Source organism: Pseudomonas sp. PDM17 (assembly GCF_014851985.1).
In the GTDB taxonomy this organism is placed as follows: Bacteria; Pseudomonadota; Gammaproteobacteria; order Pseudomonadales; family Pseudomonadaceae; genus Pseudomonas.
Genome location: NZ_JACVAT010000001.1, coordinates 757,772 through 772,272, shown reverse-complemented (window position 1 = coordinate 772,272; position 14,501 = coordinate 757,772). Strand labels below are relative to the sequence as shown.

Sequence of the window (14,501 nt, the reverse complement as noted above, 5' to 3'; positions counted from 1 at the left end):
CTGATCGGCTACAGCGCCCGGAATACGGGCGCTGTAGCACGGAAACAATTCGTCATTTTGCCGTCATCAATCCGTTATGCGACCCGTTGAAACTCGCAGGCTTTCAACCCAGGGAAGCCCCCAAAGATGTTCAATAAAAAGACTGCCAACAAAGCTGCATCTCTCGCCCTGCTCGTCGCCGCCCTCGCCGGCTGCGCCGCTCAGGCTCCGGTCGCCAGCAAGGAAGCCACCCCCAACAACGACGACTGGTACCTGGTCCGCACCGACGAGACCCTCTACCTGTTCGATGACGCCACCGTCTACCGGGACTACATCGTGACCGGCAAGACCACCTACACCAAGGAAGTCGGCGAGAAGGACAAGTTCGGCCAGAACGTTGTGCTGGTCGTGCGCGCCGAGGACAAGGACAAGGACGCGAAGAAGATCGCCTCCTACCAGTTCTACAAGCAGAGCCTGCCGCCGGCCGCCGGCTTCTACGGCGAGATCCGTCAGGAAGGTGTGATCTACGTGGCCCAGCGCTACGGCGACATGGTCGACATGAACGGCCTGGGCGAACCGATCTTCCGCCACACCGAAATCGCCAGCGGCCCCAACGGCGAGCGTGTGGTCTACCTGATGCAGAAGGAAGAGAAGAAGCCGGTCAGCCTGATCGCCCGCTTCCAGAAGATCTACGGCATCACTCCCGCCAAGGGCTGATGACGCGAAAGCGCGCACTCCGGGGAGGGAGTGCGCGCTTTCTTCATTCCGGCGCCGCCACGGCGCGGAGCGTGCTAGCTGGCGGGCTCCAGCTGCACAGTGGGAATCGTGTTGGGCGCCTCTATACCCCAGTCACCGAACTGGTACCAGTCATCGCCGAGCATCTCGGCCGGGTGCATGGTGCGGTCCGCGCCGTTGCCGCAGGCCAGGTTGGTCGCCGGGCAATAGCGGTCGCAGCCCCAGCAGATGCGCTCGGGGTGCGGAGGATTGAGCGGGAATTTCTTGGCCATGATCAGGCCCTCGAGGGTTTCCTTGTGGGATCCCTGAAGGCTATGCCTGTCAGACCGACCTGATCCTTGATCTGCGACAATTTCGCGCGAAATTCATGCGCATCTTTACGCACGGAAGTGGCTAGGCGGCTGGCCGCTCCAGCGCTGGAAGGCGTGGCGCAGGCTGGCGGTTTCGCTGAAGCCCAGCTCCTCGGCGATGCGGTAGATCGGCATGTCGCCGTCCTGCAGCAGTTCCTTGGCGCGGGCGAAGCGCAGCTCATCGAGCAGTTGCTGGTAGCTGGTCTGCTGCTGTTGCAGGTGGCGACGCAGGCTGCGCGAGGAGCAGTTCAGGCGGCGCGCCAGCTCTTCCAGGCCCGGCGGTTCCTGCAGGCGCTCGCCGAGGATCGCGCGGACCTTGTCGAGCCAGGCGCGGCGCGCGGCCAGGTCGATGTTCTGCCGGCGGCACTGTTCGAGCATCTCGCGGTGGGTCACTGCGTCGGCCAGCGGCAGGCGCATGTTCAGCCAGCTCGCCGGGAAGCCGATGGCGCTGCGAGCGCAATCGAATTCCAGCTGGCAGCCGAACAGCGTGGCGTAGGCCGCGCGGCGATCGGCCGGGCCGGCGTAATCGAACTCAGCGCGCACCAGCGGCAACGGCTGGCCGAGCAGGTCGGCGCAGGCCACCTTCAGGGAGCCCAGGCACAGCTCGGTATTGAACGGGCGCAGCTCTTCTTCTTCGCCGTAGCCGGTGGCGACCAACCAGGCCATGTCGCCGTCCACTTCCAGCGCGAGGTGGAAGTAGGTGCCCAGCAGCACCGGGTAGCTCAGGCCGATGCGCAGCGCCTCGCCCAGGGTCGGCGCGGAGATCAGCGCATAACCCAGCAGACCGTAGGCGGTGATCCGCGTGCGCACGCCCAGGCGCAGGCCAAGGGCCGGCTCGCCAGCGAGGCCCTGCACATTGCCGAAGACCTGCTGCTCCTGCCAGGGGCTGACCAGCCGGCGCAGGTCGAGCAGGTCGTCGCCGGTGATGCCGCTGCCCTCGAGGATGGACTCGCGGCTGTGCCCCTCGGACTCCATCAGCGCGACGGTCAGCGAGGTCATGTGCAGGGAGTTGAGCCAGGTGGAGCGGGAGAAGGTCAGAGGATTCATTCGATGCCCATCGTAGACGCTACGGCGCGCCAGCGGATGTTACCGCGGCCGGCGCAGGTCAGGGTGAGGCAAGTTGCATGCCGGCCACCCAGCGTGGCCGTATCGATCCCCACGGGGCGGGGCTTTCGACGCCGGGAGGGGCAATTCCCGCCCGGCTGCAGGGTTACCTTCGCGGACACCGGGACGGTGCGGGTGCACCGTCCTGGCACTCAAACGTGGAGGAACTCAACCGCGCGAGAGGAAGCGCATGCCCTCTTCCAGGCCGCTCAGGGTCAGCGGGAACATCTGTTCCTTCACCAGCTCGCGCACCAGCCCCGTGGAGGCGGTGTAGTTCCAGGTGTCCTTCGGGTACGGGTTGATCCAGATGAGCTTCTTGTACTTCTCCATGAAGCGCTGCATCCAGACGTAGCCGGCCTCCTCGTTCCAGTGCTCGACGCTGCCGCCGGCCTGGGTGATCTCGTACGGAGCCATGGCGGCGTCGCCAACGAACACCACCTTGTAGTCCGGCCCGTATTTATGCAGCAGGTCGAAGGTGGCGGTGCGCTCGCTGGAGCGGCGCAGGTTGTTCTTCCACACCGACTCGTAGATGAAGTTGTGGAAGTAGAAGTACTCCAGGTGCTTGAACTCGGTCTTGCAGGCCGAGAACAGCTCCTCGCAGACCTTCACGTGGGCATCCATGGAGCCGCCGATATCCAGCAGCAGCAGGAGCTTCACGGTGTTGCGGCGCTCGGGGCGCATCTGGATATTGAGCAGCCCGGCATCCTTGGCGGTGTGGTCGATGGTGCCGTCGATGTCCAGCTCTTCCGCTGCGCCCTCGCGGGCGAACTTGCGCAGGCGGCGCAGGGCGATCTTGATGTTGCGCGTGCCCAGCTCGACCTGGTCGTCGAGGTTCTTGTACTCGCGCTGGTCCCAGACCTTGGCGGCCTTGCCCTGGCGCTTGCCGGCGTCGCCAACGCGGATGCCCTCGGGGTTGAAGCCGCCGGAACCGAACGGGCTGGTGCCGCCGGTGCCGATCCACTTGTTGCCGCCGGCGTGGCGCTCCTTTTGCTCTTCCAGGCGCTTCTTGAACTCCTCGATGAGCTTGTCCAGGCCACCCAGGGACTGGATCTGCGCACGCTCCTCGTCGGTCAGCAGGCGCTCGAACTCCTTGCGCAGCCACTCTTCGGGGATTAGTGCCTTGAGGTGGTCGTCGAGCTTTTCCAGGCCCTTGAAGTAGGCGCCGAAGGCCCGGTCGAACTTATCGAAATGGCGCTCGTCCTTCACCATGATGGTGCGGGCGAGGTAGTAGAACTCGTCCATGTCGGCGAACACGATGCGGTGCTTGAGCGCATCGATCAGGTCGAGCAGCTCGCGCACCGACACCGGCACCTTGGCCGCGCGCATTTCGTTGAACAGGTTGAGCAGCATGGCTGCACCCTCGTTGATTCATTGATGCAGGAGCGATGCTCCTTTTGCACTCGGTGCAAGGGCTTGCGAGCTAGAGCCAGGCAAGGCGGAATCAGACGAGGAAGCGGAGTTTACGACTGTAAATGAGCATTACTCGCTCCGCTCGCCCCTACGGGGCCGCACTAAAGTGCGTTAGCCACAAGTGGCTTTCCGAGTCTGATTCCAACGCAGCATGGCCGACGCTCAGCAGCCCGATAATTAACGACTGGCGCGGCGGCTCATGAAGGCAAGGCGCTCCAGCAGCTGCACATCCTGCTCGTTCTTCACCAGCGCTCCGGCCAGCGGCGGGATGGCCTTGGTGGGATCGCGCTCGCGCAGCACGGCTTCGCCGATGTTGTCGGCCATCAGCAGCTTCAGCCAGTCCACCAGCTCGGAGGTGGAAGGTTTCTTCTTCAGGCCCGGCACCTTACGCACGTCGAAGAAGATGTCCAGCGCCTCGCTGACCAGCGTGCCGCTGATTTTCGGGTAGTGCACGTCGACGATCTTCTGCAAGGTCTCGCGGTCGGGGAAGGCGATGTAGTGGAAGAAGCAGCGGCGCAGGAAGGCGTCCGGCAGTTCCTTCTCGTTGTTCGAGGTGATGATGATGATCGGGCGCTGTTTGGCCTTGATGGTCTCGTTGGTCTCGTAAACGAAGAACTCCATCTTGTCGAGTTCCTGCAACAGGTCGTTGGGGAACTCGATGTCGGCCTTGTCGATCTCGTCGATCAGCAGGATCACGCGCTCTTCGGCCTCGAAGGCCTCCCAGAGCTTGCCCTTCTTGATGTAGTTGCGCACGTCGTGGACCTTGTCCACGCCCAGCTGCGAGTCGCGCAGGCGGCTGACCGCGTCGTACTCGTAGAGGCCCTGGTGGGCCTTGGTGGTGGACTTGATGTGCCAGGTGATCAGCTTGGCGCCGAAGGACTCCGCCAACTGCTCGGCGAGCATGGTCTTGCCGGTGCCCGGCTCGCCTTTCACCAGCAGCGGACGCTGCAGGGTGATGGCGGCGTTGACCGCCAGCTTGAGGTCGTCGGTGGCGACGTAGGACTGGGTGCCTTCGAACTTCATCGGTGAATCCTCGAACGATGCGGGCCGGGCGCTCTGCCGGGCCGGGCGAATGGTCGGACAAGCTGCGACTATACCGCGCAGCCGAGGCGAGTGTGAACGCAGACGCGGCATTCAGTCATTGAATGGCGGGTCAGGGGATGACTGATCGCAAATGGCCTGTCGATGACAAGTTTACTTTACATCGAAGAAATCCCGATGTTAAGTTCGCTTTACATCACAAGGAGACCGCGATGAATCCCGCCCTGCGCCGCTACACCCTGTCCTGCGCCGCCCTCATGTTCATTTACTCCGCCCTGGTCGCACTGATCAGCTGGGGGCTGGACCTGCAGAAGCTGCCTTATGCCCTGCGCGTCCTGGCCGCCGCTTCTCCGGCGCTGCCACTGCTGGCGATGCTCTATGTATTCGACCGCTACCTGCGCAGCGAGCCGGACGAATTCCTGCGTTTCCTGCTGTCCCGCGCCGCGATGCTGGCCGGCGGCACGGTGGTCGGGCTGTTCAGCGCCTGGGGCTTTCTGGAGCAGTACGCCGCCTGGCCGCGTTTCCCGGTGATCCTCGCCTTCCCGCTGTTCTGGGCCGCCTACGGCGTTGCCGTGGTGCTGCTGCGCCGGCGCTTCGCCTGACCGATCCGAGAAAGGAGCAACCATGCAGAATCGCCTCAAGGCACTGCGCGCCGAACGCGGCTGGAGCCAGCAGGACCTGGCCCTGCAACTGCAGGTTTCGCGGCAGAGCGTGATCGCCATCGAGAGTGGCAAGTTCGACCCCAGCCTGCCGCTGGCCTTTCGTATAGCCCGGGTCTTCGGCCTGCCCATCGAGGCCATCTTCAGCGACGCGCAGCCCGAGTGAGGCGGGTGCGCCGACTGGACTACGAAGCCCGCCGGGCATAGGCTGCTGGGTCTGCACAGCTCCGAACCTAAGGAACGCATCATGAGCCGCATTTTCGCCGACAACGCGCAGTCCATCGGCAACACGCCGCTGGTCCAGATCAACCGCATCGCCCCGCGCGGCGTCACCATCCTGGCCAAGATCGAAGGGCGCAACCCGGGCTACTCGGTGAAGTGCCGGATCGGCGCCAACATGATCTGGGATGCCGAGTCCGGCGGCCGCCTGAAGTCGGGCATGACCATCGTCGAGCCGACTTCCGGCAACACCGGCATCGGCCTCGCCTTCGTCGCCGCCGCCCGTGGCTACAAGCTGATCCTCACCATGCCCTCCTCCATGAGCCTGGAACGCCGCAAGGTGCTCAAGGCCCTGGGCGCCGAGATCGTCCTGACCGAGCCGGCCAAGGGCATGAAGGGCGCGATCGCCAAGGCCGAGGAAATCCTCGCCAGCGACCCGGCGAAGTACTTCATGCCGGCGCAGTTCGACAACCCGGCCAACCCGGCGATCCACGAAAAGACCACCGGCCCGGAAATCTGGAACGACACCGATGGCGCGGTCGACGTGCTGGTGGCCGGCGTCGGCACCGGCGGCACCCTCACCGGTGTGTCGCGCTTCATCAAGAACACCAAGGGCAAGCCGATCCTCTCGGTGGCTGTCGAGCCGGTCACCTCGCCGGTGATCAGCCAGGCCCTGGCCGGCGAAGAGATCAAGCCCAGCCCGCACAAGATCCAGGGCATCGGCGCCGGCTTCGTGCCGAAGAACCTCGACCTGTCCCTGGTCGACCGCGTCGCCACCATCGCCGACGAAGACGCCAAGAACATGGCCCTGCGCCTGATGCAGGAAGAAGGCATCCTCTGCGGCATCTCCAGCGGCGCCGCCATGGCCGCCGCGGTGAAGCTCGCCGAAGAGCCGAACATGCAGGGCAAGACCATCGTCGTGGTGCTGCCGGACTCGGGCGAGCGCTACCTCTCCACCATGCTCTTCGACGGCCTGTTCGAGGACCAGGAACTGGTCCAGTAAGCTCTATTCCGCCCCTCTGCGGGGCGGATTCCTACCTGCCGTTCCGAATCGGTGCGGCCCAAGTCTCGTACGTGACACGTGCGCTGTCTGCGGACCCGCAGGCAGCCATGGCCCCTCGCCATGTTCCGGCAAAATGGTTAATTCTTGCGCAGCCCGCGACGAAGCGTCGCCCATCTTTCGCGGATGGCCCGGGCTTTCCGCACCGTTGTCAGGAACACAAGAATGAAAATTTCCGCCCCGTTGCTCTCCACCCTCGCACTCTCCCTCTCCGTTGCCGCCGGCGCCGCCCAGGCCGATAACGTGAAGATCTACAACTGGTCCGACTACATCGCCCCGGACACCGTGCCGACCTTCACCAAGGAAACCGGCATCCAGGCGACCTACGACGTCTACGACAGCAACGAGACCCTCGATGGCAAGCTGATGACCGGCAAATCCGGTTACGACATCGTGGTGCCGTCGAACCACTTCATGGCCAAGCAGATCCAGGCCGGCGCGCTGAAGAAGCTGGACAAGAGCCAGCTGCCGAACTGGAAGAACCTCAACCCGGTGCTGATGAAGGCACTGGAAGTGAACGACCCGGGCAACGAGCACGGCTTCCCCTACCTGTGGGGCACCACCGGCATCGGCTACAACCCGGCCAAGATCAAGGAAGTGCTGGGCGACAACGCGCCGATCGACTCCTGGGACATCTTCTTCAAGCCCGAGTACATGGAGAAGCTGGCCAAGTGCGGCGTAGCGGTGCTGGACAACGGCCCGGAGCTGCTGCCGATCACCCTGAACTACCTGGGCCTGCCGCATCACAGCCAGAAGCTGGATGACTACAAGAAGGCCGAGGAAGCGCTGCTCAAGGTGCGTCCGTACATCCGCTACTTCCACTCTTCCAAGTACGTCAGCGACCTGGCCAACGGCGAGATCTGCGTAGCCGTCGGCTTCTCCGGCGACATCCTGCAGGCCGCCACCCGCGCCAAGGAAGCCAAGAACGGCGTGGAAATCCAGTACTCCACGCCGAAGGAAGGCTCGCCGCTGTGGTTCGACATGGTCGCCATGCCCAACGACGCACCGGATGAGAAGGCTGCCTATGCCTTCATGAACTACCTGCTGCGCCCGGAAGTCATGGCCGGCGTGAGCAACTACGTGCACTACGCCAACGGCAACCTGGCCGCCGACCCGCTGGTGGACAAGGCAATCAAGGCGGACCCTGCGATCTACCCGCCGCAGGACAAGATGGCCAAGCTGTTCGCCCTCGAATCCATGCCGATGAAGATCGACCGCGTTCGTACCCGCACCTGGAACACCATCAAGACCGGCAAGTAAGCGTCACCCTTGCCTGACAACGCGCGGCCCCGGCCGCGCGTTGTCGTTTTCGTCGCGCAAGTCGCGCTTTGCCGCGCAACTCGCACAGGGCTCGCCAGCGGCGATCCGGGCCGCTATAGTCAGCCCACGCAGCACAGATGATGCCCCACTGAACAGGTTCGCCTTCCATGTCCCGATACCCATTGCCCGATCCGGCAATCACCGTTGCAGCCTCCCCGGCCTGCGGCGCGGGTGCGGGCGCGGCCTGCCCTCCTCCGCCCCCTGTCGTCGCTGTCGCGTCGCCTCCGCCTCCCGGTGCGGCCTACCCGCCACCCGGCGTGAGCTTCTGACGCCACACGCGTTTTCCATCGCCTGGTTTTCCGCGCTCAACTGACGCGGCGCCCGGTCTGTGTCCGGCCCATTGATGGCCGGTCGTGATCTGCCTGACGACAGGTGCATTGCATGATTTCGCTCAACCGTTCCTCCCTGGTCGCCCTGGCCAGCACCTCCCTGTTCGTGCTGCTGTGGAGCAGCGCCGCCATCATCAGCAAGTGGGGCCTGGCCCATGCTTCGCCGATGGTCTTCCTCATCGCCCGCTTCGGCACCGCGCTGGTGGCGCTGCTGATCCTCTCGCCGCTGATCGGCCTGCGCTGGCCGCGCGAGCGCAAACAGATACGCCACGCCGTGCTCACCGGCCTGGTGATGCTGGGCATCTACCCGATCTTCTACCTGATGGCGCTGCACCTGCACGTCACCCCCGGCGTCATCGCCACCGTGCTGGGCGTGCAGCCGATGCTGACCAGTTTCCTGCTCGAACGCCGGCATTCGGCGCCGCGACTGGGCGGCCTCGCGCTCGGGCTGATAGGTCTGGTGATGGTGGTCTACCAGAGCATCGGACTGTCAGGCCTGACCTTCGCGGGCCTGGCCTGCTGCCTGCTGGCGCTGCTATCGATCACCGGCGGCTCGATCCTGCAGAAGAACATCCGCGAGAACCCGCTGGGGACCCTGCCCCTGCAGTACATGGCCGGGCTCGCGCTGTGCATTGGCGTCGCGCCCTTCCAGCCGCTGCACGTGGAGTGGAACGCCGCGTTCATCCTCAGTGCGCTGTGGATGGGCCTGATGGTCTCGGTACTGGCCACCGTGCTGCTCTACCGGATGATCGCAGCGGGCAACCTGGTCAACGTCACCAGCCTGTTCTACCTGGTGCCGGCGGTCACGGCACTGATGGACTATGCGGTGTTCGGCAATCGCCTGTCTGCGCTTGGCCTGCTAGGTATGGGACTGATCGTGCTGGGCCTGATGCTGGTCTTCCGCCCGGCAGCCCCGGCACGTGAATCCAAGTCGACACAGGCTGTGGATAACCGCTAGCCAACCCCGATGGACGCAGGCGAGGATCGTTCCTCGCCTGCGCTTCGCTCAGTTGGCTGCCTCGGCCTTCGGCTGCGGCGCCGGGCGCAGTACCAGCCACAGCGCCAGGGCAATCAGCACACCACCCTGCAGGTGCGCCCAGGAAAGCGACTCATCCAGCAGCAGCACGCCCCAGAACACGCCGAACGGCGGAATCAGGAAGGTCACCGTCATGGTCTTCAGCGGGCCGATGCTGGCCAGCAGGCGGAAGTACAGGACGTAGGCGAAGGATGTGCAGAGGAAGCCCAGCCCGGCCAGCGCCAGCAGGATCTTCGGGTCGGCCAGCGGCGCCAGCGGCATGTCCAGGCTCGTGCCGAGGAAGAAAGGCAACAGGCACAGAGTTGCGCCCGCCTGGCTGCCCAGGGCAGAGACGGCGAAGTCCAGGCCGCCCTGGTCGTTGATCCAGCGCTTGGTGAAATACCCGGCGAAGCCGTAGCAGGTCGTCGCCACCAGGCAAGCGGCGGCGCCCCAGAGCACCTGGGAGTCGAAGGGCACAGGCCCGGCGCGAGTCAGCACCGCCACGCCCGCCAACCCCAGCAGCACGCCGAGAGCCTTGCCGCCGGTGAGCACCTCACCAAAGAACAGCGAACCGATCAGCACACCCATCAGCGGCGTGGTCGCGTTGAAGATCGCCGAATACCCCGCCGGCAGAAACTGCGCCGCCAGGCTGTACATCAGCACCGGGATGCCGGAGGCGATCACGCCGATCAGCAGAAGACGCACCAGCTTGCCGCGGAAAGCCCAGCGCGTGCGCAGGGCCAGCATGATCACGACCAGCCCGATGGCCGACAGCACGACACGGAAGAACGCCGTCGGCATCACGCCGATGGCAGGCACCAGTTGGCGCATGAACAGGAAGCTGGCACCCCAGATGGCGGCCAGCCCGAACATATTCAGCAGAGCAGCGGGATTCATCGCGAAAAGCTCCAGGGCAGGTAAGCCACCAGCCTACGCCGGTGGCAAACACCATCCATCCATAGCTGACTTTCAAAGTCCACTGTCAGATGCGACGCAGACGGGCCATGCTCAGCACGTCGGCGTAAACGCCGTCGCGCAGGGCGAATTCGCGCAGCGTTCCTTCCACCTCGAAGCCGAACTTGCGATACAGCGCGATGGCCGGCGCATTGTCGGTGTAGACAGTCAGCTCGACGCGACGCAGGCCCATCCAGTTGTCGGCCACTTCCATCAGTTCAGCCAGCAGCCGCGTGCCGACTCCGCGCCCCTGCCAGGCTACGGCGACCCCCATGCCGATGCTGCCGCATTGGCTACGACGCACGCGGGGAAACTGTTCAAGACTGGCACTGCCGATCACCTGGTCCTGGTGCATGGCCATCAGCGTGATGCGGCGCTCGTCGTCCAGCACCAGTCGCTTGCGCCACAGATCCGGCGCCTGGTGCGGCATCTGCAGCACCTGACGGGCCACTGCTGGATCGTTGTAGAGGGCCGCGAGGCCATTGATGTGCTGCTCGGTGCAGCGCTCGATGCGAAAGTCTTCCATTGCGTGCCGGCTCCTTGCCGAAGGGGCTTTCCAGGGCTCTTTATCCAAGAGCGTGGCCGGCCAGCATACGCGCTAATTTCACCGAAAAGCGCCACGATCCTCCGGCGAAATCGCCCTTTCCCTCACCGTTTCCCATGGCTAAGCTCGCTGCACCAGAACCCAGCAGAGGCGCTCCCATGGCTCAGCACTGGCCGGCGACCGAGATCGCGACCCTGATCCTCGAAGGCTTCGACGACTACCGCGCGAAGTTCCACCAGATTACCGCCGGTGCGCCCGCGCGTTTCGAACAGGCACAGTGGCAGGAAGCCCAGCTCGCCTCCGCCGAACGCATCGAGCTGTACGAGGAAATGGTCGCCGAGACCGTGGGCAGACTGACCCGCGCCATGGCCGGCATCGACCTGGTGGACGTGGAGCGCTGGCCGATCGCCAAGAGTGCCTACATCACCCTGATCGACCCGCGGCTGGACGATGAGTTGGCGGAAACCTGGTTCAATTCGATCTTCTGCGGCCTGTTCAGCCACGACAACATCAGCGATGGCACGATGTTCGTGCACACCACACGGCCATCGCTGCGCGCCCATTCGCGCGACCCGCACACGCGCATCTACCGCCCCGGCGGCCAGCTGCGCCAGGCGCTGGAAAGCATCTTCGACGACTACCGCTTCGCCGTGGACTACGACGACCGCGAACGCGACCTGCAACGTATGGACAGCCTGCTGCACACCAACCTGCCGGACTGGGTGTGCAAGGACCCGACCCTGACCATCGAACTGATCGGCTCGGTGTTCTACCGCAACAAGGGCGCCTACCTGGTGGGCCGTCTGTTCACCCCGGAGGAGCAGTGGCCGCTGGTGTTCCCGCTGGTGCATCACGAAGGGCGCGGCATCCAGTTCGACACGGTGATCACCGACGAGGCGGAAGTCTCGATCATCTTCTCCTTCACCCGCTCCTACTTCATGGTCGACGCGCCGGTGCCGGCGGAGATGGTCGCCTTCCTCAAGCGTCTGCTGCCGGGCAAGCACATCGCCGAGCTATACACCTCCATCGGTTTCTACAAGCAGGGCAAGAGCGAGTTCTACCGCGCGCTGATCAACCACCTGGCGACCACCGACGACCGCTTCGTCATGGCCCCCGGCGTGCGCGGCATGGTGATGAGCGTGTTCACCCTGCCGGGCTTCAACACCGTGTTCAAGATCATCAAGGACAACTTCAACCCGGCCAAGACCGTGGACCACGCCACGGTGATCCAGAAGTACCAGCTGGTGAAGAACCATGACCGAGTCGGGCGCCTGGCCGACACCCAGCAGTTCGCCGACTTCCGCTTCCCGGTACGCAAGTTCGACCCCGATTGCCTCGCCGAGCTGCTGGACGTCGCGCCCTCCACCGTGATGCTCGAAGGCGACGTGGTGCTGATCCGTCACTGCTGGACCGAGCGCCGCATGACCCCGCTGAACATCTACCTGGAACACGCCACGCCGGCGCAGGTGGAAGAAGCGCTGAAGGACTACGGGCTGGCGATCAAGCAACTGGCGGCGGCGAACATCTTCCCCGGCGACATGCTGCTGAAGAACTTCGGCGTCACCCGCCACGGCCGGGTGGTGTTCTACGACTACGACGAGATCTGCTACCTCACCGAGGTGCATTTCCGCCACATCCCGCCAGCGCGCTACGAGGAAGACGAGATGTCCTCCGAGCCCTGGTACTCGGTGGGGCCGATGGATGTATTCCCCGAGGAGTTCCCGCGCTTCCTGTTCGTCGACCTGAAGCTGCGACGGCAGTTCGCCAAGCTGCACGGCAACCTGTTCGACGCCGATTACTGGAAGGGGCTGCAGGAGCAGATTCGCGCGGGGAAAGTGATCGACGTGTTCCCCTACCGCCGCCACGAATCGCCGGAGGAAGCGCTGGCGCGCTAGGCCAAGTCAGGCGCGCTCCTGCTGGAGCGCGCCCTTATGAAAAACCGTCAGTTCCAGTGCCGCCGCGAGGCGCGACGGTTATCCCCCAGACCAACCAGGGCTGCCAGAGAAGCCATCAGCACCTCGGCGATCCACGCCAGCAGCAGCCCGCCGGCCAGGGCCCAGCCAATGGCCTCGGGCTCCAGCACCACCTGGTAGCGGTAGTTCTCGTAGGTTTCCTGCAGCAACTCATGGTTTGGCGCCGTCACCATGTGCAGGGCGCGCTGGTACCAGGGACCCTGCAGGGCCTGCCATTCGTTCTCGAACAGCTGGGCACGGCGCATCAGGCGCTCGATGTTGTCGGCGTCACGCTGGAAGACCGGGTCGGCACTCCCGCGGTAATGCGCCACCAGGGCACTCAGGTCACCCTTGAAGAACTGCCCCGATGTGTCCTTGAAGCCCTGCAGCGCCTGAGTCGCCTCGATGCGATGGGCGTCGACGCGTTGCGCGTAATCCTTGATGAAGCCCGGCACCTGGACCGCGACCATCAGCCCCAGCGCAAACAGCACCATGCGTACGTAGCTGCGCAGCATTCTTTTCCCCTTCGTTCTTATGGATGTGCAAGGCAACGCCGGATTCTCCCGTTTGCCGCACCGGCATTCCGGGAATGCTTCACGTCCCGATCAGATGCGGCCCTGGGTAACGATCTCGCCACGCCACCAGAGCATCCATTCGCCACCCTGCATCAGGGTCCAGTTTTCGTTGTCGGTCAGCGGCTCGGTGGCGATCACCGTCACCACGTCGTTGGGTGTGGTTTCCGACTGGAAGTCCACCGTGACGTCGGCATCGCGCAGGCGTGCCGGCCCGAATGGCGCGCGGCGGGTGATCCAGGCCAGCTTGGTGCTGCAGAAAGTGAACAGCCAGTCGCCGTCACTGAGCAGGCAGTTGAACACGCCCTTCTCGCGGTAGGTGGCGCAGGCGGTGACCAGGGTGGGCAGCAACACCTCCACCGGCACTGGCTCGGGGAAGGCACGGCGCACGCGGTTGAGCAGGTCGCAGAAGGCTGCTTCGCTGTCGGTGTCGCCCACCGCGCGGTAGAGACCGGGCTCGGGATGGAAGTCGGCGAGCTGGCCGTTGTGGGCAAAGGTCCAGTAGCGCCCGCCCATTTCGCGTACGAATGGGTGGGTGTTGGACAGGCAGACCTTGCCGACATTGGCCTGGCGGATGTGACCGATCACCGCCTCGCTCTTGATCGGGTAGCGCTGCACCAGCCGCGCGACTTCCGAATCGACGCTGGCGGACGGGTCCTGGAACAGCCGCACACCGCGCCCTTCATAGAAGGCGATGCCCCAGCCGTCACGGTGCGGGCCGGTGCCGCCGCCGCGCTGCATCAGCCCGGTGAAGCTGAAGACGATGTCCGTCGGGACGTTGGCGCTCATGCCGAGCAACTCGCACATGAATCAGTTCTCCTCCATCAGTGCCTCGCGCAGCTTATGCAGCTCGCGTTCCAGGCGATTCTGCATCCTTTTCCGCCCCAGCGGCAGGAACCGCGTGAGCGCGCGCAGCAGCAGGGCCGGCAGGTCGTTCAGCTCACGCGGGATAAGGTGCAGATGAAAATGTTCGACGTGCTGGTTAGCCGCGGGGCCGTCGTTGACCAGCAGGTTGATGCCGACCCGCCCGTAGCCGGCACGACGCAGCACGCGCTCCATGCGCTCGGCCAGCGGGATCAGGTCCTGCTGCGCCGCTTCGGAGAGCTGGTGCAGGAAGGTCGCGTGCTCGCGGGCCACCAGCAGCAGGTGCGCGGGGCGCAGCGGGTAGATGTCCAGCAGCACGATGAAATGGTCGTCTTCGTAGAGGGTACGGGCCGGCACGCGACCGGCCGCGATGGCGCAGAACACGCAGTCCATG

The 14,501-nt window shown here is 64.7% G+C and carries 16 protein-coding genes; 7 read left to right on the top strand and 9 right to left on the bottom strand.

Features of this window, described 5'->3' with window-relative positions; genetic code table 11:
- The first annotated feature begins 126 nt into the window (after positions 1-126).
- Positions 127-696: a hypothetical protein gene (locus IB256_RS03735; protein ID WP_192224152.1), complete on the top strand. Its 570-nt coding sequence runs from the start codon at positions 127-129 to the stop codon at positions 694-696.
- Between the two features lie 74 nt (positions 697-770).
- Here the strand turns inward: IB256_RS03735 and IB256_RS03730 are convergent, their stop codons facing one another.
- The 4 genes from IB256_RS03730 to IB256_RS03715 all read right to left on the bottom strand — a co-directional run bounded on the left by IB256_RS03730 (position 771) and on the right by IB256_RS03715 (position 4,601).
- Positions 771-986 carry a DUF3079 domain-containing protein gene (locus tag IB256_RS03730; protein ID WP_081520326.1) on the bottom strand — a complete coding sequence of 72 codons (216 nt, stop codon included), beginning with the start codon at positions 984-986 and terminating at the stop codon, positions 771-773.
- 105 nt (positions 987-1,091) lie between these two features.
- Positions 1,092-2,111 (bottom strand): AraC family transcriptional regulator, encoded by a 1,020-nt coding sequence (locus IB256_RS03725; protein WP_192401314.1) that lies wholly within the window; start codon positions 2,109-2,111, stop codon positions 1,092-1,094.
- Positions 2,112-2,336: 225 nt separating this feature from the next.
- Positions 2,337-3,518, bottom strand: a complete 1,182-nt coding sequence (locus IB256_RS03720; RefSeq protein ID WP_192291168.1) for a vWA domain-containing protein — start codon at positions 3,516-3,518, stop codon at positions 2,337-2,339.
- A 237-nt stretch (positions 3,519-3,755) separates the two neighbouring features.
- On the bottom strand, positions 3,756-4,601 hold the full coding sequence (locus tag IB256_RS03715; RefSeq protein WP_015476360.1) for an AAA family ATPase: 846 nt from the start codon (positions 4,599-4,601) through the stop codon (positions 3,756-3,758).
- A gap of 230 nt (positions 4,602-4,831) precedes the next feature.
- Between IB256_RS03715 and IB256_RS03710 the strand changes: the two genes are divergently transcribed.
- From IB256_RS03710 to IB256_RS03690, 5 genes are all read left to right on the top strand, one after another.
- Positions 4,832-5,221 carry a hypothetical protein gene (locus tag IB256_RS03710; RefSeq protein ID WP_192291170.1) on the top strand — a complete coding sequence of 130 codons (390 nt, stop codon included), beginning with the start codon at positions 4,832-4,834 and terminating at the stop codon, positions 5,219-5,221.
- Positions 5,222-5,243: 22 nt separating this feature from the next.
- Positions 5,244-5,444 (top strand): helix-turn-helix transcriptional regulator, encoded by a 201-nt coding sequence (locus tag IB256_RS03705; RefSeq protein ID WP_192291172.1) that lies wholly within the window; start codon positions 5,244-5,246, stop codon positions 5,442-5,444.
- 81 nt (positions 5,445-5,525) lie between these two features.
- Positions 5,526-6,500 (top strand): cysteine synthase A, encoded by a 975-nt coding sequence (gene cysK / locus IB256_RS03700; RefSeq protein ID WP_081520320.1) that lies wholly within the window; start codon positions 5,526-5,528, stop codon positions 6,498-6,500.
- 222 nt (positions 6,501-6,722) lie between these two features.
- Entirely contained in the window at positions 6,723-7,817 is a 1,095-nt protein-coding gene (locus IB256_RS03695) for a polyamine ABC transporter substrate-binding protein (RefSeq protein ID WP_081520319.1), read from the top strand.
- Positions 7,818-8,258: 441 nt separating this feature from the next.
- Complete coding sequence (locus IB256_RS03690; protein ID WP_192401312.1) at positions 8,259-9,164, top strand: DMT family transporter; 906 nt, start codon at positions 8,259-8,261, stop codon at positions 9,162-9,164.
- A 48-nt stretch (positions 9,165-9,212) separates the two neighbouring features.
- Here IB256_RS03690 and IB256_RS03685 read toward each other — a convergent pair whose 3' ends face one another.
- Both IB256_RS03685 and IB256_RS03680 read right to left on the bottom strand, forming a co-directional pair.
- Positions 9,213-10,118, bottom strand: a complete 906-nt coding sequence (locus tag IB256_RS03685; RefSeq protein WP_192401310.1) for a DMT family transporter — start codon at positions 10,116-10,118, stop codon at positions 9,213-9,215.
- An 85-nt stretch (positions 10,119-10,203) separates the two neighbouring features.
- Positions 10,204-10,701, bottom strand: coding sequence for a GNAT family N-acetyltransferase (locus IB256_RS03680; RefSeq protein ID WP_192291178.1), 498 nt, complete (start codon positions 10,699-10,701; stop codon positions 10,204-10,206).
- A 176-nt stretch (positions 10,702-10,877) separates the two neighbouring features.
- Between IB256_RS03680 and aceK the strand changes: the two genes are divergently transcribed.
- Positions 10,878-12,614, top strand: a complete 1,737-nt coding sequence (aceK, locus tag IB256_RS03675) for a bifunctional isocitrate dehydrogenase kinase/phosphatase (protein ID WP_192291180.1) — start codon at positions 10,878-10,880, stop codon at positions 12,612-12,614.
- A gap of 47 nt (positions 12,615-12,661) precedes the next feature.
- On the opposite strand, the gene IB256_RS03670 is transcribed toward aceK, so the two are convergent.
- The 3 genes from IB256_RS03670 to IB256_RS03660 form a co-directional block, all read right to left on the bottom strand.
- Positions 12,662-13,186: a DUF2937 family protein gene (locus tag IB256_RS03670; RefSeq protein WP_081520314.1), complete on the bottom strand. Its 525-nt coding sequence runs from the start codon at positions 13,184-13,186 to the stop codon at positions 12,662-12,664.
- 90 nt (positions 13,187-13,276) lie between these two features.
- Positions 13,277-14,050, bottom strand: a complete 774-nt coding sequence (locus tag IB256_RS03665) for a class II glutamine amidotransferase (protein WP_192291182.1) — start codon at positions 14,048-14,050, stop codon at positions 13,277-13,279.
- 3 nt (positions 14,051-14,053) lie between these two features.
- Entirely contained in the window at positions 14,054-14,500 is a 447-nt protein-coding gene (locus IB256_RS03660) for an HIT family protein (RefSeq protein ID WP_192401308.1), read from the bottom strand.
- Between the last annotated feature and the right edge of the window lies 1 nt (position 14,501).

Coding starts and splice junctions, on each gene's coding strand:
- IB256_RS03695 (WP_081520319.1), top strand. CDS start 6,723: ATGAAAATTTCCGCCCCGTTGCTCTCCACCCTCGCACTCTCCCTCTCC.
- IB256_RS03735 (WP_192224152.1), top strand. CDS start 127: ATGTTCAATAAAAAGACTGCCAACAAAGCTGCATCTCTCGCCCTGCTC.
- IB256_RS03660 (WP_192401308.1), bottom strand. CDS start 14,500: ATGGACTGCGTGTTCTGCGCCATCGCGGCCGGTCGCGTGCCGGCCCGT.
- IB256_RS03710 (WP_192291170.1), top strand. CDS start 4,832: ATGAATCCCGCCCTGCGCCGCTACACCCTGTCCTGCGCCGCCCTCATG.
- cysK (WP_081520320.1), top strand. CDS start 5,526: ATGAGCCGCATTTTCGCCGACAACGCGCAGTCCATCGGCAACACGCCG.
- aceK (WP_192291180.1), top strand. CDS start 10,878: ATGGCTCAGCACTGGCCGGCGACCGAGATCGCGACCCTGATCCTCGAA.
- IB256_RS03690 (WP_192401312.1), top strand. CDS start 8,259: ATGATTTCGCTCAACCGTTCCTCCCTGGTCGCCCTGGCCAGCACCTCC.
- IB256_RS03685 (WP_192401310.1), bottom strand. CDS start 10,118: ATGAATCCCGCTGCTCTGCTGAATATGTTCGGGCTGGCCGCCATCTGG.
- IB256_RS03680 (WP_192291178.1), bottom strand. CDS start 10,701: ATGGAAGACTTTCGCATCGAGCGCTGCACCGAGCAGCACATCAATGGC.
- IB256_RS03730 (WP_081520326.1), bottom strand. CDS start 986: ATGGCCAAGAAATTCCCGCTCAATCCTCCGCACCCCGAGCGCATCTGC.
- IB256_RS03670 (WP_081520314.1), bottom strand. CDS start 13,186: ATGCTGCGCAGCTACGTACGCATGGTGCTGTTTGCGCTGGGGCTGATG.
- IB256_RS03705 (WP_192291172.1), top strand. CDS start 5,244: ATGCAGAATCGCCTCAAGGCACTGCGCGCCGAACGCGGCTGGAGCCAG.
- IB256_RS03715 (WP_015476360.1), bottom strand. CDS start 4,601: ATGAAGTTCGAAGGCACCCAGTCCTACGTCGCCACCGACGACCTCAAG.
- IB256_RS03665 (WP_192291182.1), bottom strand. CDS start 14,050: ATGTGCGAGTTGCTCGGCATGAGCGCCAACGTCCCGACGGACATCGTC.
- IB256_RS03720 (WP_192291168.1), bottom strand. CDS start 3,518: ATGCTGCTCAACCTGTTCAACGAAATGCGCGCGGCCAAGGTGCCGGTG.
- IB256_RS03725 (WP_192401314.1), bottom strand. CDS start 2,111: ATGAATCCTCTGACCTTCTCCCGCTCCACCTGGCTCAACTCCCTGCAC.